Genomic DNA, 24210 nt, shown 5'->3' with positions numbered 1-24210 from the left:
ATTACTGCATAGCTGTAACACGTAATTAAAGTTTTCAATAAGTTTAAGCACTTCAAATCTAATGATGTGCAGACAAGCATAACCTTTGTAAAAGGTATGCTTGGATATAGTTATAAGCCTGATGAAATGAATTTTGGGGAGTTCACACCAGTTTTCAAATCAAGGTAAAAAATGAAGAATTGATAAAGTTATCAACTGCGATCGCCAGACAGCAACACTTCAGCCTAGCCTACCTGATTAGTATTGTCATGACTTGTTTGCAGAAAAGGTGAAAGTTCCTTATTCAACTTACCTGCGCGAACAAACTCAGCGTATGTGTCGGCTTCAATAGCCAGCAGTTCTTCTCGCAGTTCTGCGGTTGTAAATTCTAGTAAATTGGGGTATTCATCCAGTAATTGCTCAATCTTTTCTTGCAAGAGATTGATTTCTCCGGTAATCAGAGTCTTTTGATATTTATAAAACTCTGGCTTAATTCCTGGACGATTTTGTGTTGTCTCTAAATATTCTAGCGATCGCTGGAGCGCAACTTGACGAGCAATTGCTTCCATGTATTTTTGACGTAACGGTTGCGAACCTAAAAGTTGTAATTTTTCTAATAACGGTTGGGTGGTTAAGCCCTGTACTAACAGTGTAAATAAAACTACCCCAAAGACTGTGGCAATAATTTCTTCTCTGTCAGGCAGAATGCTTGGTACACTCAAAGCCAGAGCAATTGAAACAGAACCGCGCAACCCACCCCACCACAGCACAGTTTGTTCAGTTACAGGAATTTCAGATTTAGCTAACCAATTGCTGAGACTACTTAAAACCCAAATGGCGACGGCTCGCGCCACAATCATGGCAATAATTGTGACTGCAATAGTTTTTAAATTATCCCCTAAGATAGCAAAATGAACTTGATCACCAATTAATAGAAAAACAATCGAATTGACAAAAAAGGCTAAGAATTCCCAAAATTCGGTGACAATGATGCGTGTACGAGGGTTCATGCCGATGCGTGAACCAAAATTGCCTAAAATTAAAGCTGTGGTGACTACCCCAATCACACCAGAACCACCCAAATTTTCTGTAATTAAGTAAGTACTGTAGGCAGAAACTAAAGTGAGAGATTGTTCTACTAACGGTAAATCGAAACGTTGTGTGAGGTAGGAAATCCCAAACCCCGTTAATCCGCCAACGCCAATACCAATACCTACTACCTGAAAAAATTCTAGTAAAGCCGACTGTAAATCTAGTTTCGCAGTACCTAAAGGTAAAGCAACTAGTAAGCCAAAAGCCACAACCGCCATACCATCATTAAATAAACTTTCTCCTTCCATCAACGTTGTTAAGCGTTTGCTGGCTCCTAATTCCCGAAACAACGCCGTTACCGAAACTGGGTCGGTTGCTGATAGACTAGCTCCCACTAATAAAGCAATGCTCAGTTCCAGTCCAGCAAATTGATTCAGCGCAAATGCTACTCCAGCAATAGAAATGACAACCCCAACAACTGCATACAGACAAATAGGTAATAAATCCCGCTTTAAATCTGACCATTTTAAATTCCAAGCAGCTTCAAACAACAATGGCGGGAGAAAAATCACCAGAATTAATTCAGGAGAGAGATTGACGAGTCGCACATCCACGAATGCTAATCCCAATCCCACAATGACCAGTAAAAGTGTGTAAGGAATGCGGCGCAACCAACTAAAAATTTGTGGTAATGTTGCTACCCCTAAAGAGACAGAAAGTACTAACAGAAATTGCTTGAGTTGTTCTGCAATGACGACTTCACCCGTAGCAGACTCTAACACCATAAGAGTATTCCAGTTAAAAAGTAGATTGACCATCAAATTTTGCCGTTACCGTGATCATCTTTTTGCCTCTGCATTTGGGTAACTGTCTGAAGTGAATCGCTGATTCGGCGAGGTTTTGGCACTCTACCACCGCCAGCAGGCCAGCCTTCTCGTTGATGGGAACGGTCTCCATCAGTTTCTTCTGTCTGGTCGTGAAACAAAATTTGCTGTGTGGGGAAGGGTAAATCGATGCCGTTTTCGACTAAGGTTTTCTTGATTGCAGACAGCACTTTGTCCCGTGAGGCGAGGTCATCTGCACGTCGTGGCGGTTTTATCCACCAGCGGACGCGGATGTTGACAGTACTTTCGGCAAGTTCCATAACTAGGACATCGGGTGCAGGGTCTTGCAGTACTTCTGGGACACTATGCACGGCTTGCAGCATTAACTCCTTGGCTTGGTCGATATCGTCACCGTAGCCAATACCAACATCATACTGGAGTCGGCGACTTTCAAAGGCAGTGTTCACCGTCACTGAGTTAGTGAACAATTCTGAGTTAGGAATTACAATGCGGCGACCATCGTAAGTTTTGATTGTGGTCGCCCGTGTTTCAATATTTTCTACAGTTCCTTCAAAGTCTTTAAAAACTATTTGATCGTTGATGCGGAACGGCTCTGTTAATAAAATCAGAATGCCAGCCAAAAAGTTTTGCAGAATGTCGCGGAAGGCAAAACCAATCGCCACACCACTAATCCCCAGTAGTTGGACTAAATCTCCAGCACGGAATGTCGGAATGACAATCGATAAAGCCACAAACAGCCCTACCAAAAGTATTGTACCTTGCGCTAAACGGCCTAGTACTAGTCCTAAATTCCGAGCCTGATGGCGATCGCGTGTTAAGCGTTTCACCGCTTTCTTAATTGCTCTAGCCACAAAAAAGAAGATGGCAAAGACAATCAATGCCAGCACAATATTTGGCAGCAAGACAATCAATCCGTTAATCATTCCCTGGATTTTATTCCAGAGTGCGGATATATCTGCATTCATGATACTTGCTTAATTATCAGCATTGCTGATATTAAGAAAAAATCTGGTTATTTAATTCTCTCCATAGTTGGTTTTTATAATCTATAAATAGTATGAAAAAATAAATTTTATAGCAATACATTAATATAGCAATTCATTTAGGAGTTGCCAAAAATCTCTGAAGCAATTGTAAAAATCAAATAATACTAAATTGGCATAGGTAGTCTTGTTTCCAACTCTTACAATAGTTATAAATCAAGGTTTTTAATCCAAAATTGGTATAAGTGGGCAAAGTCTAGCATATCTAAATACTGGTAGACTTTGCCCACTTCACTAAATTTCTAGAAATAATGCACAGACTTTATCTACTGTTGCCTTCCCTATTTTTTGGCTTAACAACTAACTATGCTTCGGGTACTTCTTGGGAGAACTTTTTATGAATTGTTTTAGAATTTTCTCCGTCAGCAGCAACGGCAGTCATGAGATAGTCAATCAAGTTTTCTGAGAAGGGAACGCGTAGGTGGAATGTTCCATCTGGTTTCAAAGCAATCGGATTACCTGCAATATTGACAGTTGCATTAGGTTCAGTTGCACCGTGAATAATTAACTCTGCATCTGCAACAAACCAAAAATCTCGTTGGGGACGACTGAAAACGCGAACCGCAGCAGAACGGGCAATTGTTACCCAACCATCGGTTTCTGTAGCATAGCCAAGTTCAATCATATAGTCGCGATCGCTGGTAGGAATCGCCACATAGCGATCGTGGGTGATTTCCTCGCATTCATACTGCTGAATTAATTGGGGCTGCTGATAACTCATGTCAATATCAGTTGCATCATAAAGCCGCAATGCTAATTGTAAGATTCCGGCATTTTGCAGCATTTGCTTGCGTGTCTCGGAAAGTTCCCAAGACGCATAAGCCCACTTGGGAGTACGTGGTGTCAAGGTAATACTGCTATCGTCGGCGAGCAAGCTCAATATTTGCTCTTCTGTTGAGAAATTTTCATCTTCTGTATACAGAGGACTGAATACCCGCACAATGGGTGAACGAGCAATGCTGACCCAGCGATCGCCAATTATCAGGTAGCCAATTTCTGCAATGTAATTATGATCTGTTTGCGGAATCCCCACAGAACTTTCAGACGTTGCCAAATCAAATTCGTACTGCTGCACTAATTGTGGTTGTTGATAACTTAGATCAATGTTTGTCACATCATAAAGCCGCAAACCTAGTTGGAAGATTCCCGCATTCTGAAGCATTTGCTTGCTAGTCTCGGAAATTTCCCAAGAAACATCAGCCAATTGGTGATTGCGAGGTGTGAGAACTACACTGCTTGTTTCATCAACTAACACAACATCTTTCGTATTTGTGTAGGAAGTACCAAAGACACGCGCAATTGGTGAATGAGCTATTGTCGCCCAGCAATCGCTTGCTGTTACATAGCCAATTACTGCTATGTAATCACGATCAGTTTGGGGAATTGTCACCGAACCGCCAGATGTGCTGAGGTCACATTCATATTGCTGCACCAATTGGGGTTGCTGATAACTCATGTCAATATTTGTGACATCATACAGCCGCAAAATTAATTGCGATACGCCTGCATTTTGCAGCATTTGCTGGCCAGTTTCCGAAATTTCCCAAGCAACATCAGCCAAATCATGAGATTTAGGTGTGAGAACGATACTGCTTTGGGGATCTGCGATCGCTAAAATTTCAGTTGTGGTATTGGTTGGTATTGGCGCTGCTGATTCTGGTTGTTCCATACTCTGCCAAGCTCCAATCCCTGGGCTTCCTAAACTTTCTGAATTATTCACAATCAACTCCTCTGTCTCTTCAAGATCAGGTTCTGCTGCGTCTGCTACGAAATTCAATTTCTCGATTTCCGGGTCTAACTGAGAGTCTTCTGCTGCCAAATTTTCAGTCAGTTCAAAACCCCAATCATCTTCATCTGTTGAGTTTTCGGGAATTTCTGGCAAGTCCAGAGTTGCATTGGCATTTGTTGGAGTGACATCATCAGTAGTGTTGACTTTTGCTACCGGAGTAATTGGCTCTGCGATGCTTTCGACTGTCGCTGCTATCTCTTCTGGCGGCTCAGATGTTGTTGATGCTTCCCCATTTGATGTTGTTTTCGACCTATCTAAAATCGGCGGATATGCAGTATTGACCACTGCGGCTGGTGCTTCCATATCCCAAGGTGATATGCCGAGGTCGTAATTATTTTCTTCTGTTTTATGGTTGTCTGATTCTTTGCCGACCATGATTGAACCGATAACGGCTCCTGTACCCAATGCTAAACCTGCATCTGCTGTTGTGGCTGGAGTAGTACCTTGCAGTACGTTAGCACCATTGTGATAGCCATTTCCGTTTGCCCAATTAGCAGGTGAAGTTTCTGCTACAGGTTCGCTGATAGTAGTGTTAGTTGCTGCTGTGTCTGGTGCAGGCGGTTGAGGATTGGCTGGTGATGTATCTTCTGTGGCTGTGGAATTCGACGGACTAGTTCTAATCATCCACAACAACAAGCCAGCGATGACACCTAGAGGTAATACTAACCACCAAAGTGGTATTTTTCCTTGCGCAATAGGATTGTTAGCGGCTGGAGGAAGTGGTTGCTGTTCACCTGATGTTGCAGGTGCAGTTGTAGACAGTGGTTGCTGTTCACCTGATGTTGCAGGTGCAGTTGTAGACAGTGGTTGCTGTTCACTGGTTGCTGTTGGCGCTGTGGTTGCTATTGGTGCTGTTGTCGCCAAGGGAGAAGCAGGAGCTTGCGCTTGTAAAGTTGCTTCTGGAGGAGATGTGGGATTGACAGCTAACAGCAGGTTAGAAGATTCACCTTTGGCGATCGCTTCGGCTTCTGCGGTTCTAGCTGCTTCTATAGCTTGTTGTCCTGGTGTTGCTAAAGCAAAACCGAGAAAACCTGCTACAGCGGGGCTAGGATTTGTTTTGTAAACGTAAACTAAAGGTTGCGAAAACGGATATTTAGGATCAGTTGGCAAGGCTTGATGCAAATGAAGCACCCGTACCCCAGGTAACTTTTCTATTTGATTAAATTTGGCGTAGCTAATGCCATCTTTGCCTAGTTGTTTAACAATTTCGGCGGTGTTGTCTTCAGTTAATTGCGTTGCAGTAGCGCCTGTGGTGAATTTTGCTGCTTTAAAAACTGGGTAATTATTCAGCGCTTGGCGGGTATCGCTAGTATCTGGGCGATCGATTACCCGAATTTTTCCGGCCGGCCCACCCAACTGTGACCAATCAGTAATGCTTTTACCCCGGAAAATTCGGGCAAATTGTCTATCCGTCAAGCTGCCTTTAAAAGGATTTTCTTCACCCACGATGATGGCAATTTTCTCGCGGTGCAAGCGGACTTGCTCTAAACCTTGGGCTTTTTCTTCAGGAGTTAAACCACGCCCAATGGCCGCTATATCAATTGTTCCGTCAAGTACACCTTTAAGTGCTGCGTCTGTACCGTTATTGGCAACTTCTACCTTTGCACCAGCAAACTGTTTCTCAAAACCTGCTTTGAGGTTTTGGTTGATTAGCGCCAAACTACTGGAGCCATCAACACGCACCGTAGATCCATTCTCCACTGTTTGTGGTAGTGAGAAAGAGGGAGTGTCAGTGGCAGATTGTGCCGACACTGGTGCCGACACGAACAAACTCGCTGCCATAGGGGTGGTAGCTAAAACTAACGTTAATACCAGGTTGGCGATCGTACTATCTTTTTTTTGTTGTTGCCCCATATGCTCCAAATCCAAGGTACAGAAAACAGCAAACCGGCCAGTCCTCAATGTGATTTTGTTATCTAGGAGGAGACGCGCTAATTATACATCCGGTGTCAAGTTTCTTTTAAAATTGCGTAATCTACGTATACGAATCTATACTGTGTTTTACTTTATCTTGACTTTGGTCATTATTCATGCGCTGTTTAGCTTTTTTAAACCATTGGGCAGAATCCAGACTCTAAAATATGAGTTCTTTCATGGTTATAGATTTCGATGTAATTAACACATTTATTACCAATTAGCCCAGAATTTTTTCATAAAAATACACAACTTCAACCTTGGTAACAGATAGAACGTACCAAGAAAAATTAGTTGTTGATTGTCTGAGGGGGTATATCCTATGGTCGTAAATTTCTGAGGGTCTTGTCTTTAGCCAATACGTAAACAAAACAACTATTAAGTAATAATACTCACAATCCTCACAAGTTCCTCAGATTTATCCCTTAATTTTGAGTATAGAAGCAGATCAAATCAGTCAACGGCAGATAATAACGGTTTTTAGTGCTTTATCAGTCTAAGCACTAAGTATACAAATCGTTAAATCTCATACTTATAAATTTAAGGGCAACATCATGCTATCAGAACAATCTAGTCAAGCAACATCAAATAATAAGATTGATATTAACCACAATAATTCTTCTCCCCAATCTATTACCACACTTTCAATTGACAAAATTCGATTTCCCACTAAACAACCACGTCGTTACTTTGACCCTAATAAGCTTTTTCAACTAATACAATCCGTTAAAGAACACGGTATTTTGGAGCCTGTGCTAGTTCGCCCACTTAAAAATGGAGAATATGAACTGGTGGCTGGTGAGCGTCGAATAAGAGCAGCACAGAAGGCTGGATTGTTTGAAGTACCTATTATCTCACTGGAGTTAAATGATAAACAAGCCCTGCAAGTTGCGCTCATCGAAAACTTACAAAGGGAAGAACTAAATCCAGTGGAAGAAACGGAGGCTGTAATGGCACTCCTATCTCTGTCTCTGGGAATACATACTAACGAAGTTATGTCTCTCTTACATCGTGCTTTCAATGCTAAACAAAGAGGTCAAAAACTAAGTCAAAATGTTTTGAATCAAATTGAGAAGATTGAATCTATATTCTCGGAAATTGGCAAGTTCAATGCTGGTAGTTTTCGTTCTAGTAGACTTCCTTTATTAAATCTGCCCAGTGAAATCTTGTCAGTTCTACGACGCGGTGAAATTGAATACACTAAGGCTCAAGCAATTGCACGCTTAAAGTCAGAACAACAACGTGCCGAATTGCTCAAGATAGCAATTACTGAAAACTTATCTTTAAACCAAATCAAGATGAGAGTGAAAGAACTTACATCCGCATCAAAAACAAAATCAGAAAATATTGTAAGTGAACGTTTTATTGAAATTAGCAAAGTGTTAAAAAAGAAAAAGTTTTTAGTTAATCCTCAAAAAAAAGAACAAATCACCAAGCTTTTGGATGAGTTGGAAAAAATAATATCTGAAAGCTGAAATTTATATTTATACCGAGTTGCTATCAAAGATAGTAATTTTGGCTGGTCTCACCACTCCCAGCCCCCGTCTTGGCGGTTTCCGTCACGTAGACGCGAAGAGGCTTCCCGTAAGGGTAGGGGGACTGGCGTTACCGACGTTAGGAGCGTCACCCGAAGGGTGAGTAAAAAGTAGGGAGTAAAATATTATGTCTGAACACAACTTAGTATAGGACTCATATTTGATTAGTGAAAAAATCAGTACACATCTAACTTTTCTCTTATTTGTTCCCTGTTTCCTAACTACACAAGGATTTTCAGTAATCAATTCGGATTCCTATATTATGCAATCTAACAATTTAATTTGATACTTGAAATATCAAGGACAAAACACCCTCCCCAACAATTTTATAAGGGAGGTGTTATCTACCACAAACATTATTTGATTGAGAATAAGTTGATTCTTTTAAGAATCAACTACTAGTTGGAAAACATTCAAATTATGTTGTCAATGCAGTTTCCACATCTGGTTCTAGTTTGGCTTTAGCTTGTTGAAATTCCTCAGCCAATTCACTGAGTTGTTGACTACTAATACACTCGCGTACCGTATTAAAAATTTCACTTTCCTCTTCTTCTACATGATGTTGAACTGCTTGTTGTAATTCACTAATTTTTTCTAGAAACTCTGAATCACTTGTTTTCAAAGCTTTAATTTCTTCTAACAGAAGAGCAACTTCTTCATGTTCTGCTTCTGCTTCTTCGACGTACTGTTCAGTTTCTTCATATTCTCTCAAAGCTGGATAGAATACTAATTCTTCGGTTCTAGCATGTAAGTTCAATGCTTTATAAATTTGTTGGAAGTATTCAGTTCTTTTTTTACCCTTGGCATTTTCTAACTCAGCAAAAAGTTGCTCTACTTGACGGTGTTCAGCCTCAATTAATTCTAGAATGTCTGCTGCTTTATTTTTCGCCATTTTCGTTCTCCTGAACTAATAACTAATTTTTCAGCCACTAAATTTGGATGTTTACACCAGCTATCTTTTTTATTCTGTATAAGCTGTTAAGCAAATACCTCATTCTTTTAGTCAGATTCACTCTCGACTTCAGGTATATTCCTGTGCTTATCTACTACCGAAAACTCATTACCTGGGTATGATTTAGGAGTTACGCAGTGAAACAAAAAATCAATGCTTTTAGCCAAGGGTTTAGGGGTGCATGGGTGTAGGTGTTTAAAAGCCTTATACCTCATACCCTCACACCCTTACACCCAGGATCAACAGATAAATTCAGTGCATAAATCCTATGATTAATGCTCAATTTACTCAACTTACTCCTAGCATTTGAGAAGATAGAAGAATTTTGTTCGTGCTATACAATACCTGCACTAGATACTGGTTTTTTCCCATCTTCAACAGCGTTTATCTTAATTTGCTTGAGTTCCACCTTCAGCCCGTTTTCTGGACGTAAAGTAATTGAAGGCTGCGGCACAATTGGGTATCCTGGCACTAAATCTATTTGGAAGCTTTGAGCAATTGTTGCCAATAATAAAGCCGCTTCCATTTGCGCAAAACCTTTACCAATACAAATCCTTGGCCCATCACCAAAAGGAATATATACTCCTTTTGGCAGTTGTTTTTCTAATTCCTCTGTCCAGCGTTCTGGTTGAAAAGCTTCGGGATTCTCAAAATACTTTGGATGGCGGTGCATTACCCATTGGCTAATCATGATTGCCATACCTTGAGGTATTTCATAATCACCAATTTTCGTATCTACTACGGTTTCCCGTCCTAAAAGAGCTACTGGAGGATATAACCGCATTGATTCTTTAATAACTTGCTGTGTATAAACTAACTTTCCAAGGTCTTCTAGTGTTGGTAACTTTCCTTGCAAGACTAGATGCAATTCTGATTGTAATTTTTCTCGCACTTCGGGATTTTGTGACAACAGCATCCACGTCCAAGATAAAGTATTAGCGGTAGTTTCATGTCCCGCCAACATTAAGGTAGCGACTTCATCGCGCAGCAGTTTATTATCCATCTGCTGGCCTGTTTGTTCGTCTTTCGCTTCCATCAACATAGTCAACAGATCATTACTTTTTTCTTTGCTATTGCGACGTTCTTGAATCAGTTTGTAGATAGCTTCATCCATTTGGGCAATAGCTTGACGATAACTGATGTTTTCTGGTCTAGGAAACCACTCCCACACTAGAAAATTCTGCTTGCGCTTACTCTCAAACCAGTGCATTGCTACATCCAACGCGTTAGCAACAATCTTCGCCTCGCCTGCATCCACCTCCGCGCTAAATATGCACTTCATCACAATTTCTAACGTCAGATGCATCATGTCTGCATGAATATCATGAGTTTCGCCATCACGCCAAGTTTGCAACATTCGGTTGGTGTACTCCACCATGATTTGGCTATAGCCATTAATTCGTTTTTGGTGAAATACTGGTTGAGTTAAGCGACGTTGCCAAAACCAAGATTCTCCTTCTGCACTTAATAAACCTTCTCCTAATAGAGTTTTTAAAGCACGTAAGCCTCGGCTTTTAATAAAATCGTTGCGATTTTTCAGAACTTCTTCGATGTATTCCGGGTTAGTCACTAAACAAGCTGGTGTTAACCCCAACTGCAAGGGAACGATATCACCATAATCTCGACAACGGGTCATAAATCCTAACGGATCTTGTCCCAGTTCCTGTAGATGACCAACAATAGAATTAACTGGTGGTGCTGGTAACTCGAATACATCTTTAGGCATAGAAAAGTCCTTGAGGTTTATATCTCCTCAAGAACATTAATTCAGTATTGATATCAAATTCTTCATTACATAGAGAGATTTAACTATGCCGTTAGAAATAAAGATAACTAGTGAAGGTGGTCATTTTTTATGGAAAATAGTTTTAATATTTGTAAATTGCTGGAATTGACACACCTGATTGAATCTACCTAATTAATTCAAGAGGCTAAACTTAAAACTGCATTATTAGTCAATTTGCCATCTTCCATGTAGACAATGCGATCGGCAATATCCAGAATTCGATTATCATGAGTCACAAGTAAGATAGTGCAGCCTTGTTCTTTGGCTAATGTCTGCATCAGGTTGACTACATCTCGACCAGATTTGCTATCTAAGGCAGCAGTTGGTTCGTCAGCCAGAACTATTTTAGGATGGTTAACTAAAGCACGTGCGATCGCAACTCTTTGTTTTTGTCCTCCAGATAAATCATCAGGATAATAATTCAGCCGATTCCCTAAGCCTACATTTTCTAACATTTGGGCAGAACGTTCTAGCATCTGTTTTACTGACAAATGGTTGTGTAACTCTAGACCCATTCTGACGTTTTGTAAAGCTGTTAAACTATTATGTAAATTATGTGCTTGAAATATATAGCCATTGTGTCTTCGTGCTAACGTCAATTCTCCTGCACTCGCACCACAAAGTTCTCGATGCAATACTTTCAAACTCCCACCAACTTGAGCAGAACGCAGTCCCCCAATCAATGTAAGTAATGTAGTTTTGCCAGAACCAGAAGGCCCAGTCATAATCACAATTTCACCCGCATTGATTTCTAAGTTGATATCAAATAAAACTTGTTTTTGTAATTGACCACGACCAAAGTAGTGGTTGAGATTGTGAATAGAAATTATAGGTTCTTTAGTCATAACGCTGTAATTAACTGGGTACAACAGGATTGATAAAAATGAGACTAGAAATTAGTAATTTTACTCAGCACTCAGCACTCAGCACTGTTGTTAGAACATATCAGCAGGGTCAGCAGATTGCAGTCTCCGAGTAGCGATCGCTCCTGAAATTCCACACATGATAATGGTTAAAATTAACACCAACACTGCTCTGGAAGATTTCATCACAATGGGCAGTGCAGTGGCATTGGCTGCTAATTGATAAAGCCCAATTGGCAAGATAAAACCAGGTATAAAGCCTAAAAATGCCAGAATAATTGCTTCTTCAAAAACTACCGTGAGTAAGTATTGATTACGATATCCCATCGCTTTGAATGTGGCGTATTCTTTTAAGTGGCTGTTAACATCAGTTGAAAGTACTTGATAAACAATCACAACACCTACGACAAATGCCATTGCTGTTCCCAATCCAAAAATGAATCCAATGGGACTTTCTTTTTGCCAGTAACTTTCTTCAAAAGCAATATATTCTTCATGGGTGAGAACTCTAACATCATTGGGAAGATAAGATGCTAATTCAGTGGCTACTTGCTTTGAGTTATATCCTGGTTTGAGCTTGATTAATCCTAGGTTGATGCTGGCTGCTTGTCGTCGCGGGAAAAAATGTAAGAAAGTTTGGTCGCTGGCAATTAAAATTCCATCAGCACCAAAGGATGCTCCTAATGTGAATAATCCGCTAATATTAACGGTACGGCGTTCGATTTCTGTGGTGACAATTTTTCCTTGTTCAACTTGAGCGATCGCATCTTTGTAACTTCCTCTAGAATTGCGATCAAACAACACTCGATCAGGCAGTTTAACTTTATTTAATTGCTGATTTACTTCTGATAAGTTCAAGGCTGGTTTTTCCGGAGAAAAACCGATCACTTGCATAGATGTATCTTTGCGAGTTTCAGGGTGTTTCCACGTAATTGTGTTGGAGTAAAACGCTTGTGTTGATAGAACTCCGGGAATATCTTTGGCTTGATACAAACGTCGCCGGGAAAATGTACCTAAATTTTGGGTATTTCGCGCTTGGGGGCTAACCAAAACAATATCTGCATTCAAGCTACGACTCAGTTTTGTGTTGCTATCATATAAAGCACTTTGAAAGCCAAGTTGCATGAACATCAGCACATCAGCAAAAGCAATGCCTGATAATGCTACGAGAAGGCGGCCTTTTTCTTTGCTCAGTTGCAGCCATCCAAGCGGTGTCCGCCTTTGAAATTGCTCGATAAATGCAATCATTGTTCGATTTGGGCTGTAATTTGCAAATTGGTAAATTTAGCAGCTTTTTTACTGGATGCTGCATCTAAAGCGATATGTACTTCCACCACCCTAGAATCAATATTGGTGCTGGGGTCGGTATTAACAATAGTCTGTCGTTTTACTTGGGAATCTATACGTTCTACTTTTCCTAATAGTTCGCTGGGAATGGAATCGCTGCTGACTCGTACTTGTTGCCCAGGTTTGACTTTAGTAATGTCGCTTTGATAAACTTCTGCCACCGCATACATCCGCTCAGTCTGCCCAATATCAACAATGCCATCATTCCCAACTACTTCTCCGGCGTGGGTATGAATTTCAAGAATTTCCCCATTCATTGGCGATCGCACATAAGCTTGATTCAGTTCGGCTTTTGCTTGGTTCATTGCTGCAACCGCACGATCAACTTCTGCCTGGTTTTGTTTCACATCCACCGGACGAACTTCAGCAATCCTCTCTAGATTGGCTCTGGCTTGATTAAGTTGCGCTGGACTAGTCGATTGAATCCGCGTTAATACTGCTTTGGCTTCTTGCAAACTCTTCTGTGCAGTTTCTAGCGCTAACTGTTTGCTATCTCGGTCGGAAGCAGAAATTGCGCCCTCTGCATACAAAGATTGATAACGGTTGTATTCTCGCATCGCATTTGTTTGCTCTGATGTTAACCGAGCCACTGTTGCAACTTGAGCATCAATATCTCCCTGACGTTGTGCTTCTAGACGAGTTATTTCGGCGCGTTGAGCGTTGATTTCTCCTGTTTTCGCTCCAGCTTTGGTAATCGCCAGTTTGGCTTGGGCAACTTTCACTTCTTCCTGGGCTTGCTGATATGCTGCAAACAGGCGATCGCGGTTGTCTAAAATTGCAATTACTTGTCCTTTTTTGACGCGATCGCCTTGTTTTATTAGTAATTGTTCGACCCGATTACCGTTATTTGCGATCGGTGCTGACAACTTAATGACTTCTCCTTGCGGTTCCAAGCGTCCCAAGGCTGTAACTGTAGTAATTTCTGGCGTGATGGCTGCGGTTTGATTTTCTACTTGTTGTTGTGATGGCGATCGTAAAAGTACATAAGCAGAAGTTCCACCCACCACAAGGAGTGCAGTAGCAACCCCCATCCATTGAATAACTTTAGCTGAAGAAGCTTTGGCTGGTAAGTTTTGCAGCATTAGCAAGCTCCCAAAATTTCTTTTAAGTAGCAAAACAAAACAGTTTTGTTTCGTTTCTAGGATAAGGCTAAACGAAACAGTTTCGTATTGTCAAGGGTATACTTGAAATTAGGTGAATCACTTAAAAAGATTCTCTAGTCTGTTTGCATCCCTTGAGTCATGAAATCCAAGAGTTCTGAGCGCGAATTATCTCCTGAAAAGACAGAAGCTATTTTAGATGGAGCAATGCAAGAGTTTTTAGAACACGGCTATGCTGCTGCCAGAATCGATAGAATTGCAGTAGCAGCAGGTGTTTCTAAAGCAACTATTTATCGGCGCTTTCCTGATAAAGAAAGCTTGTTTATCGGATTCATGCAGCAACTAGCTTGCAAAAAAGAAATTTTCAATTCAAATCTACTTCAATCTGCACAAGGCGATGTTGCTGCTTTCTTAAAATTGTTTGCAAATATGATGTTGAATAATGTTGCAGATGATCCGCAAACCCTGACATTCTTGCGAATTATCATTGGTGAATCAGGACGTTTTCCAGAATTAGCACGCGCGTTTGTGCAGAACATTGAAAAACCGATGCTGGAATCGATGACACAATATCTAGCTTCTCACCCCGAACTAGAACTACCAGATGCGGAAGTTGCAGCGCGAGCATTCATAGGAACACTCGTTCATTTCGTCATTCTTCGAGATATCATGCAAAGTGGCGATATTATCCCAATAGAACGCGATCGCCTGATTGATAACCTAGTCAAATTAATCATTGATAAATAGTAGCAACAGCTATCGCTACATTCTATTAATCACGAGTTAGCAGTTCTAGGTTGTGGCCATTGGGGTCATAAAAATAAAAACCACGCCCACCCTTTCTATGGTTAATTTCGCCTTTATTATGGTGCATGGGGTCGCTACTATACTCCAAACCAGCTTGTTTTACTCTAGCGAAGATAGCATCAAATTCTTCATCACTAACATGAAAAGCATAATGATGAGATTCAAATGATTTTCTGTCATCAAAATCGAGTGTCAGCGTGTCATTAACTCGCACAGCAGCAAAATGACCAGCAGGTTCTACTTTTAAACCAAAAATCTCAGCAAAAAACTGTGCAGATGCTTGTTTATCATGCGCAGGAACTATAGTGTGATTCAAAGAGATTGCCATAATCTTTTACATCCCAAATTGTTTCAAAGTTTAATTCTAGAATGCCTTGTAAAAAGTTACCTGAATCAGCAGTTGATTAGGATGGTTAGCTCAAATCCAAGCCTGAAGAATTGAAGCTGGTAGATTAATTAATTTGATTTAAGTTTGGGTTAACTGCTGGCTCCTAAAGCCACTAAATTCTTAACTACGAATACCGAATCCTTGTTGTCCATTAATTGGGTCAAAAAGGACATCGTATTTATCAAAAAATCCAATACCACTATTCACAAACACAGGCTGTTCAGCTTGCGGAGAAATAGCAATATTCCACAAATTAAACCCGTCACGGTTACCCGGAACTAAACTGTAATTTAAAATGTTAGGAATAGCTATTTTAACAGTATTTTCCGGGCGTAATCTTCCTGGTTTAAGTTTGCCTGCCAGGGTTGCGGACTTCAATTCAACAAAACCATTTGTAGCTCTAGAGTCTATAACCATTCTACTATTACAATTATTTTTCATGGCACTGCCAGAGATATTTAAACAGACGGCGTTGAGTCGAGAATCCCATCTATTGCCAGGTATGCCATCAATTGTAGGTTGCTGCTTTAGGGAAACTATCTTAAAACCTGCGCGATTTTTTCCGGTTAAGCCAAGAGTGAGACTACCGTTATTATTACTAGCATTATTACCTGACACGATTAATCCGTTACTCAAATTTCCTGGTAATTTTCTCAACGGGTTGTAAGGAAGTGTTCGTTCAAAGTAATTGACACCGATAATACCGGAGAACGCAGTTCCACTTTTCGCGGAGCAATTCGGTTTTTGAGTAGTACATTTGCGGCTAGTCACAACCTGTACAGGAACAGGTTCTTCAGTGGCGAGTAAACCAATTCTAAAAGTGGTATAAACTAATTCTCCTTCTAAGATCGTCCCATCACTCAATACTTCCTTGACAACTTGACCTGTTTTGCGGATGGGAGCATTCCCTAAAAATTCTTGAGGGACTCTTAAGCCTGCCGATCCTGTATCCAATAAAACGCGTCTTGGGCGACCATTGGCTACAGACATCTCCAAAAAATAGCCTCGATTTGATTGGCTAACAGATCCCCTTGTATATAAAGGAACTGATACTGTATCAAAAGTAGGCTTTCGGCGTGTAACTTGTGAAGTATCTCGCAAAACAGGGTTGGCAAAGATTTTTAAAAATCCAGCTTGTCGCTGCGCTACTGGTTCAGGTGCAATATCCCAAAGACTTTCATAGTAGAAAAATACAGCACCTAAACCGCGTTGTTGAGCCGCCTGTACTTGAGACTGAATTTGTTGTAAAGAAACTGGGCGATTTCGCAATCCTGTCATAATACCTATGCCAGTAGGTATATATTGTTGTGTTTCGGTAATTTCTGGGCGAGTAATTTGGCTGGTAAAAGCTTCTAAATCGTTACGGTAAACTTGCATGACCAGCTCGTCTACAATTCCCAATCTTACCCAATTCAGCCAGTCTTGAAGTTGAAATTTATAAGCAAAATCATAGTAATTAGGAGAAACAGAGATAATCGCATTTGGCTTTCTTTGTTTCACCGTTTGATTGAGTTGTAGCATAAATGCTGTAATTTTATCTGCTCTCCATTGCACCCATGCTTGGGCTTGAGGGTTGGGTGGAGGTGGGTTACCAGTTTCTTCGGTATATAGTTTGATCGTGTAGCTGTCGTAACCAAAATCTACAGGTAAACTCATATGGTCATCAAATTGAATGCCATCAGCGTTGTATTTGGTAATGATTTCGACTACAAGGTCAGTAATAAATTGTTGTACTTCTGGATGGAAAGGATTAAACCACGCTACTTCACCCGCCGCCGTAATTGAAGTTTGAGTTCCATCCTGCTTTTGTGTCAGCCAATTTGGGTGAGCCGATGCCAATTCTGAGGTTAAGGGAACCATAAAACCAAATTCAAACCAAGGTATAGTCAGTAATCCTTGGCGACGGCTTTGGTTAATAATGTCAGCAATGACATCTTGTCCTTCTGCGCCCCGGAAGAAGAATGGGATACCCTGCTGTTGTGCTACCGCACTAGGATATTTTGTATAACCATCATTCCAGACTACGGGGTAGACTGTGTTAAAGTTCAACCGCCGCAATTGAGCCATTGTGTCTTGTACTTTGGCTTGATACTTCATAATGTCGAAGTCATTATTAGTTAGCCAAACCCCGCGAATTTGTTGGCGGGGTAACTCAGATATTTGAGCAGATGTAGGCGTAAAATTGCCTAACAATACCACGACACTCAATGAACAGATAAACAAAACTGGTAGAAGACGCTGAATTGGTCGCCAGTTTATCCACAGGAAAAAAAATTGCCTAAATGTAGTTAATAACTTAGCTACCCAAGCATGAATTTGTAAGTTTTTGTACTGGAAAAGAGTCAACATTATTAATCAATAGTTGTACTGAAATGATGAAAGATATTTATAACATTTAATTTCAATGCAAAAAGCAAATTACTGCACCCATAAAACTAATGCACATTTAGCTGTAGGCACTGACGTAGTTAACAGTTGAATAGTGCCAAGAATTAGAGATGGTGCTTTGAACCTTTGATATTCGCATCGTTAGATATTCGCATCGTGCTAAAGCCACAGTGATTCTAATCTATTCAAACAGGGTTAAGTTTTTGAATTTTTGGTGGAGTCACAGGTGAAAGCAATCTAATCCCTTTGCTCACGCCAGTCACCTCAACAGGGAGCCACTGCATTGGGAAAACATTGCCGTGTGCGGGTTTCCCGACTTGAGGCGACTGTCGTCGGCGTTACCGAATCATTCCGCAATTATGCAACGCTTCTGATTAACACAATTATTCCTCATGGTCTTGAAGTGAACCAAGGCTTGTGCAAAACTTAAGATCCTTCGCTTCCAGGGTTGATTTGAGGAATTGAGAAATGGCGCGTCTAGCACTGCTGAGTGTATCTAACAAAACTGGTTTAATTGACCTAGCCCGTAGTTTGGTTGAAGAATTTGAATTTGATTTAATCAGCAGTGGGGGAACAGCCAAAGCCCTCAAGGATGCAGGAATACCAGTGACCAAGGTTTCTGATTACACGGGTTCGCCGGAGATTTTAGGCGGAAGGGTGAAAACGCTACATCCGCGAATTCATGGCGGAATTTTGGCACGGCGGGATGTTGCTCAAGATATTACAGATTTAGAAAATAACCAAATTCGCCCGATTGATTTGGTAGTGGTGAATCTTTATCCGTTTGAGGAGACTATTGCTAAACCAGGGGTGACTTTAGCAGAAGCTGTGGAACAAATTGATATTGGTGGCCCGGCGATGTTACGGGCTTCATCGAAGAATTTTGCTCATTTGACGGTATTATGTGACCCAGCGCAGTATGATGAATATCTGCAAGAGTTACGGCAAAATAATGGCGAAGCTTCGTTAGAATTTCGCCAAAAAGCAGCTTTAAAAGGATTTTTACATACCGCGAGTTACGATCAGGCGATCGCATCTTACCTCGCAGGTACACAACAGCATACCCTCAGCGGTACTGAGTTACAATCTCTGCGTTATGGTGAGAACCCGCATCAAAGCGCAGCTTGGTATCAAACTGGCACTACACCCACAGGATGGGCAGCAGCCAAGAAACTCCAAGGCAAGGAACTCAGCTACAATAACTTGGTAGATTTAGAAGCCGCCCGTCGCATTATTGCAGAGTTTCCTGATACACCAGCCGCGACAATTATTAAACACACCAATCCTTGCGGTACAGCGTTGGGAGATACCATTGTTGAAGCTTATCAAAAGGCTTTTAATGCTGATTCTACTTCGGCGTTTGGCGGAATTGTTGCCCTGAACCGACCAATTGACGCGGCTACAGCCAGTGAGTTAACCAAGACATTTTTAGAATGTGTGGTTGCACCTGAGTGTGACGAAGAAGCACAAAAAATTCTAGCGAAGAAAACTAATGTCCGAGTTTTGACATTAGCAGATTTAAGTAGTGGCCCGAAAACTTTGGTAAAACAAATTGCAGGCGGTTTCTTAGTGCAAGCTGCGGATGATATTGTTGCTGACACAAGTCAATGGCAAGTTGTCACAGAACGCCAACCAACCCCAGATGAGTTGGCAGAATTACTATTTGCGTGGAAAGTCTGCAAACACGTTAAATCTAATGCCATTGTAATCACAAGCGATCGCACTACTCTCGGTGTTGGTGCAGGGCAAATGAACCGTGTTGGTTCCGCGAAAATTGCTCTAGAACAAGCTGGTGATAAAGCTAAGGGCGCAATTCTCGCCAGTGATGGATTTTTCCCCTTTGATGATACCGTCAGAACAGCCGCCACCGCCGGGATTACTGCCATTGTCCAACCAGGAGGTAGTTTACGTGACCAAGATTCTATCAAAGCTGCTAATGAACTAGGTTTGGTAATGGTGTTAACGGGTGTACGTCACTTTTTACACTAAATTCAACACACCTCTTTGGGGTAGAAAATAGGGAACAAGGAACAGGGAGAAAGAAAACCTGTGATTTTTTAAACAACCGTTTTGGGTAGCAAACTGGTAATAGAATAATTCTTGTTGCCTGTTGCCTGTTGCCTGTTGCTCAAGATGGTGCAGTTATAAAAGTGTCACTTATAACACTTGCCTTTATCTAACAGCAGTGTTATCTTTTAGTTGTGTGAGGAGCAAGTTGAATTAAAAAGCGTCTGGGGTGGAAACACGGCAACACTCCCAGACGTTTTTTAGTATTTACGCCTGTTTTATGCCAACATCGATAATGAAACTGTTTTAAATAACTGGCTTGTGGAAATGCAGAAAGTCGCAGCTTTGAATAGTCCGGCTTGCTACTTCCCTTTAATGAATGGGCGCTACGAAGTTAAGCCAGGAATGATGGTGTTCGGTTCGTGTTTCGGTAATGGCCAAGCTGATAAACAAGTCTTTCAAATTGATGAAAATTTTGCTGATTACCGTCAAGCTAAACTTTTAGCTCGTGCAGAACGGTTGAGTAAATATTACCAGATTCACAACTATTCTAAGACGGTGGCAGGTGCGATCGCTCGTTTGATAATTGAGCGTCTCACCCAAGAACATCCACAATACTTTAGCTATGAAAAATTAACAGTTAATAACTCGATATTTTCTAGCCAACTCACCCAAGAAATACTTTATCTCGATGCAGACTGGCAATTACAAGCAGTCGAGAATAGTTCAGTGTTTCCAGCTTACACTTCTATTCTCGATGCTTTAGCAGCCCAGGTACAAGAAGATTTCACAGTCATCTGCTGTGGTGACAATGGTGATAATTGGCTGAGTGCAGTTCATTTGTGTTATCCCAACCATTGGTCAGCTGAAGAGAAAATTGGTAAAGATTTTGCAGCCATACATACACCTGTGGCCGGGATAGAAAAAATTAATCGCCGTGCAGATGCGATCGTTGATACTATGATTAACCGTAAACCAATGGTGCGCTTTGCTTGGGGTTTAAGTACCGATATGCGCCTGAACCACCATCCTGAAGCACCGCCTGGTTTGTTAGTTAACCAGTGGCAAGGTAGAAGCTTTGATCCTCAGCATCCCAGGCTTTACTTGCGAATTGAGCGACAAGTCATTTGGGGATTACCAGAGTATCAAGCCACATTATTCACTATTCGTACTTATTTCCGAGATTGTACTTTGCTCAAACAAGATTCGCTGTTACGGGTTAAGTTGTGTACCGCGATAGAGTCTATGACACCAGAATCACTTATTTATAAAGGTTTAGCAGATAGCAAAGCTAGTATTTTACGTTGGCTTGGCTAAACGAAGTTTGAATTATAGTAAAGTACTGAGTTGACTTGCTGAGCAGAAGTGGCATTCAATGTAAGTGATGGTAGGAGTAAACCATATTGAGATTAAAATCGGAAACCCCCTTCAAAACGGGCTTCTAATGTATCTCCACTTATTCCCAAACGAGACTCCCAAAACATAGCATTATTAAGAATTTCACGCTTGATTAATAATCCATAAGAAAAATCATTAACTCGGCTTCTTATACCGCGATTAATATCCCCAAAATTTTGCAGATAAGCGCCAAAATACCAACTAGAGTTTACCCGTTGAATACCTTCTAGAGTGTAGTAAAAATTTTCACTGATTTCTAAATTAGTTTTAAACTCCAACCCTGTACTTAATTCCAATGCACCCTGAAAGAAACCAGCTTGTCTCAAACGATCAGATTCATCATAAAATATGATTCCTGTAGCCAATGAATAGTTATTCCCATATCTGTCTTGACGCAGAAAGGAGTAACTCAAATTGATATAAGCAGGATTTTGGTAGTTTACTCCACTATTCCAATGAAATCGCAACGCTGGAATGTGGCTGGTAATAGCTTGAGTTTGCCCAGAGGCATTCAATTCTATATGGGTATTGATATAGTTTAATGACCCATTAGTATAAACACCAACTGTAGGCTCTGAAGTACCAAAATTATTTACGACATCAAAAGCATTATCTGCATTCAAATTAAACCAAACACCTGAATTAAGACTGTAATTCCAATTACCAGAAGAACCTGCCCATAAAGCTTCCACAGCAGGTAAATATAAATATCCATCAAAAGTTTGCACATGAGTAATGAGTCGGCCATCTTGACTTAATTCGATATTGTCAAATGTCAAATCAAATGAATTTATATTCACCGGCACTGTTTTAGTATCAGATGAATTAAAGTTCTGCACAAAATTCTGACCATTAGGGCTAATTAAATTCTCCTGTAAAGCTGATGAGCGATTATTCAGAAGCATAGATATTTGTTTTGAAGTAATAGGCATATTAACTGCTGTCAAACTGCCAAAATTCCGATGGAAAACATCTATTTTAGAAATATAAGTCTCCCCTTCTCTCCAAGTATATTGACTATCTATGAATTGTACTGTTCTGCGATGATTACCAGTGCGGATTTGTAAGATACTGGAGCTATTGGGTGTAATTGTACTCGGAAAGGTAAAACTTCCAGAAATTTGTTCTAAACTACTTATACGATTGCCTAAAAACAGTGTTCTATTCAGGTTTTGATTAATTTTTCTTCTTTGCTCTGGTGTTGTTTTTGAGATGATAGGTGCAAAATTTTCTTGTCGAGAAAATCGCTCTTGAGCTTCTTGTAAACTTTGTGTTAACTCTGGAGGATTGATGAATTCAAAAATTCCTCCCACGAGCATTCCCAGCGAAGCATTAGCACTTTGTATTTGATCTACATTTATTGGAGCGATCGCAAAAGATAAAGAAACACCAGGATTGCTATAAATATTAGTATATGTTGCTTTATCTTCTAAAGTATCGTACTGCAATAAAGTCCGATTATGAGGACGACTAAAATAAAATCTCTGCCAGTTTTGATTTTCTGTTTTATCTGTAGTTCTGAGTGTAGTTTGTTCTTGATCTAAATTAACCCAAAATAGTGAATTTAAGTAAGATAAATTACGTTGCGTTTCACTAATATCAGGATTTAGCAAAATGTCAAATAAATCAAAATTCCCAAATTGTTCTCGACTACCAACTTTAATTCCTGGCATAGAGGTAATTTGAGCTTGAAATCGTGTTCTTTGTCCAGTTAAAGGATTTCCCCAAACAAATCCGGCTTGTTCTAAATTCTTTCTAGGAATTATTGTTCCTCTACTTAAACTCACATCTCCTAATAATGGTTGTAAATTGTTTGTAGGGAATAATTGTAAAATTAAAGGGGGAAGATTGGCATTCAAATTAGAAATATTAGGAAGAAGTGCAGCTATATCTGAACTATTGGCTGTAGTCGGACTATTAATCCTAACAAAAGGTGCGGGAATACCCTGTGGATTAACTAACTCTGCTGCAATTGATTGAAGAGAAAATTGATTGAGGCTAGTTCTTCCTACTAGCTCTTGAAAACCTTGAGGAAGAGAAAAAACTGATTGTATCCCCCAAAGACTTTGAGTTAATCGCACAGTCTGTAGTTCTTCAAAATCTATGGTTTCTCCTTGGTACAAAATCCCACTTTGCCATCCTTGAGTTTCCACTACAATTCGATTACCAGGTAGCACCCAGTAAAATTGGTCTTGTTGCGGAAAGTGAGCAAAAGTAAATCGCTCAACTATTGGATCTTCTGCTGAGAATTTAATGGAAAAATCAACGTAGTTACTACCTTTCAACGGATTGAATGCAGTTGAAGCAAAATTTAAATTATCTCTAGGGTCAATTATCCAAGGATATATACTGGCACTATTAGTCAGAGCATTTAAAATAAATATTTGTAAATTTTTTTTGTTTAAAACTGGATTTTTATTCTGCTCATTTGGAGTATTGGGCTTGTTCGTATCAGTTTCATCAGTATTGTCTTGTGTAAGTAGACGATTAAATAATTCTGGATAATTCGGCTCATTAAGGTTAGGAAAAACCTTCACTGGCTCTGAAGTTAAATTTTGTGCAATACATATATATGTTGAACTACATGAGTTGTAATTCAAAAAAATCTTAGTAGATACTTCTTCTGGAGATTTATTAGCTGCTTCTTTAATTTTAGGAGATTTGGCTTCTACTTTATCGAATATTAAATGAGCCAGAAATAATAATGTGAGCAGCGCTATCCTAATGTATTGCTGACCAAGAAGTAATTGATTACACATGAGCCAACCCAATAGATAGTTTTAATTGGTAATTTTGGTAAAATATTTTGGGAAATACTAAAGAGTTACTCACAAACTTTCAAGCAAAAAAATCGAACTTACAATTTGAGTATTTTCTCGATTAAAAAGCACGAAATTGGACTTCAACAAATAATCAAAATCCGACAAAATTTTTATTTACGTATGTCCCTGGTGAAGAACAAGTTTACACTACTTGTTCTAAAGTAGAATTAATAGCAAAACATAAGGGAATGTTTTGCTTGTCATGATGCGCTTTA

General features: G+C 40.2%; 15 protein-coding genes. 4 read left to right on the top strand and 11 right to left on the bottom strand.

Annotated features, from left to right (window positions below; genetic code table 11):
* Positions 1-224: 224 nt before the first annotated feature.
* The 3 genes from ACMX3D_RS28940 to ACMX3D_RS28930 form a co-directional block, all read right to left on the bottom strand.
* Complete coding sequence (locus tag ACMX3D_RS28940) at positions 225-1796, bottom strand: Na+/H+ antiporter (protein WP_482752451.1); 1572 nt, start codon at positions 1794-1796, stop codon at positions 225-227.
* 32 nt (positions 1797-1828) lie between these two features.
* Positions 1829-2821, bottom strand: a complete 993-nt coding sequence (locus tag ACMX3D_RS28935; RefSeq protein WP_482749207.1) for a mechanosensitive ion channel family protein — start codon at positions 2819-2821, stop codon at positions 1829-1831.
* 382 nt (positions 2822-3203) lie between these two features.
* The gene (locus ACMX3D_RS28930) at positions 3204-6542 is read right to left on the bottom strand and encodes a DUF4912 domain-containing protein (protein ID WP_482749206.1); all 3339 of its coding nucleotides are present in this window, start codon (positions 6540-6542) and stop codon (positions 3204-3206) included.
* A gap of 614 nt (positions 6543-7156) precedes the next feature.
* Between ACMX3D_RS28930 and ACMX3D_RS28925 the strand changes: the two genes are divergently transcribed.
* The gene (locus tag ACMX3D_RS28925) at positions 7157-8077 is read left to right on the top strand and encodes a ParB/RepB/Spo0J family partition protein (protein WP_482749205.1); all 921 of its coding nucleotides are present in this window, start codon (positions 7157-7159) and stop codon (positions 8075-8077) included.
* Positions 8078-8555: 478 nt separating this feature from the next.
* Here ACMX3D_RS28925 and ACMX3D_RS28920 read toward each other — a convergent pair whose 3' ends face one another.
* From ACMX3D_RS28920 to ACMX3D_RS28900, 5 genes are all read right to left on the bottom strand, one after another.
* Positions 8556-9029, bottom strand: coding sequence for a hemerythrin domain-containing protein (locus ACMX3D_RS28920; protein WP_482749204.1), 474 nt, complete (start codon positions 9027-9029; stop codon positions 8556-8558).
* 394 nt (positions 9030-9423) lie between these two features.
* Positions 9424-10815 (bottom strand): cytochrome P450, encoded by a 1392-nt coding sequence (locus ACMX3D_RS28915; RefSeq protein ID WP_482749203.1) that lies wholly within the window; start codon positions 10813-10815, stop codon positions 9424-9426.
* Between the two features lie 197 nt (positions 10816-11012).
* Positions 11013-11720, bottom strand: a complete 708-nt coding sequence (locus ACMX3D_RS28910; RefSeq protein ID WP_482749202.1) for a DevA family ABC transporter ATP-binding protein — start codon at positions 11718-11720, stop codon at positions 11013-11015.
* A 90-nt stretch (positions 11721-11810) separates the two neighbouring features.
* Positions 11811-12986: an ABC transporter permease DevC gene (gene devC / locus ACMX3D_RS28905; protein WP_482749201.1), complete on the bottom strand. Its 1176-nt coding sequence runs from the start codon at positions 12984-12986 to the stop codon at positions 11811-11813.
* Positions 12983-14167 carry an ABC exporter membrane fusion protein gene (locus ACMX3D_RS28900; protein ID WP_482749200.1) on the bottom strand — a complete coding sequence of 395 codons (1185 nt, stop codon included), beginning with the start codon at positions 14165-14167 and terminating at the stop codon, positions 12983-12985. The genes devC and ACMX3D_RS28900 overlap by 4 nt, the downstream gene beginning before the upstream one ends.
* A 159-nt stretch (positions 14168-14326) precedes the next feature.
* Between ACMX3D_RS28900 and ACMX3D_RS28895 the strand changes: the two genes are divergently transcribed.
* Complete coding sequence (locus ACMX3D_RS28895; protein ID WP_482749199.1) at positions 14327-14932, top strand: TetR/AcrR family transcriptional regulator; 606 nt, start codon at positions 14327-14329, stop codon at positions 14930-14932.
* A 25-nt stretch (positions 14933-14957) separates the two neighbouring features.
* Here the strand turns inward: ACMX3D_RS28895 and ACMX3D_RS28890 are convergent, their stop codons facing one another.
* Positions 14958-15320: a VOC family protein gene (locus ACMX3D_RS28890; protein WP_482749198.1), complete on the bottom strand. Its 363-nt coding sequence runs from the start codon at positions 15318-15320 to the stop codon at positions 14958-14960.
* Positions 15321-15500: 180 nt separating this feature from the next.
* The gene (locus ACMX3D_RS28885; RefSeq protein WP_482749197.1) at positions 15501-17729 is read right to left on the bottom strand and encodes a family 10 glycosylhydrolase; all 2229 of its coding nucleotides are present in this window, start codon (positions 17727-17729) and stop codon (positions 15501-15503) included.
* Positions 17730-18236: 507 nt separating this feature from the next.
* On the opposite strand from ACMX3D_RS28885, the gene purH reads away from it, so the two are divergent.
* Together purH and ACMX3D_RS28875 are read left to right on the top strand one after the other, a co-directional pair.
* Complete coding sequence (gene purH, locus ACMX3D_RS28880) at positions 18237-19757, top strand: bifunctional phosphoribosylaminoimidazolecarboxamide formyltransferase/IMP cyclohydrolase (protein ID WP_482749196.1); 1521 nt, start codon at positions 18237-18239, stop codon at positions 19755-19757.
* A gap of 345 nt (positions 19758-20102) precedes the next feature.
* Positions 20103-21092: a heme-dependent oxidative N-demethylase family protein gene (locus ACMX3D_RS28875; protein ID WP_482749195.1), complete on the top strand. Its 990-nt coding sequence runs from the start codon at positions 20103-20105 to the stop codon at positions 21090-21092.
* Positions 21093-21184: 92 nt separating this feature from the next.
* Here ACMX3D_RS28875 and ACMX3D_RS28870 read toward each other — a convergent pair whose 3' ends face one another.
* Positions 21185-23932: a hypothetical protein gene (locus ACMX3D_RS28870; protein ID WP_482749194.1), complete on the bottom strand. Its 2748-nt coding sequence runs from the start codon at positions 23930-23932 to the stop codon at positions 21185-21187.
* Positions 23933-24210 lie beyond the last annotated feature (278 nt).

The organism is Anabaena sp. TISTR 8404 (assembly GCF_056847745.1).
This window is presented reverse-complemented; position numbering and strand designations above follow the sequence as displayed.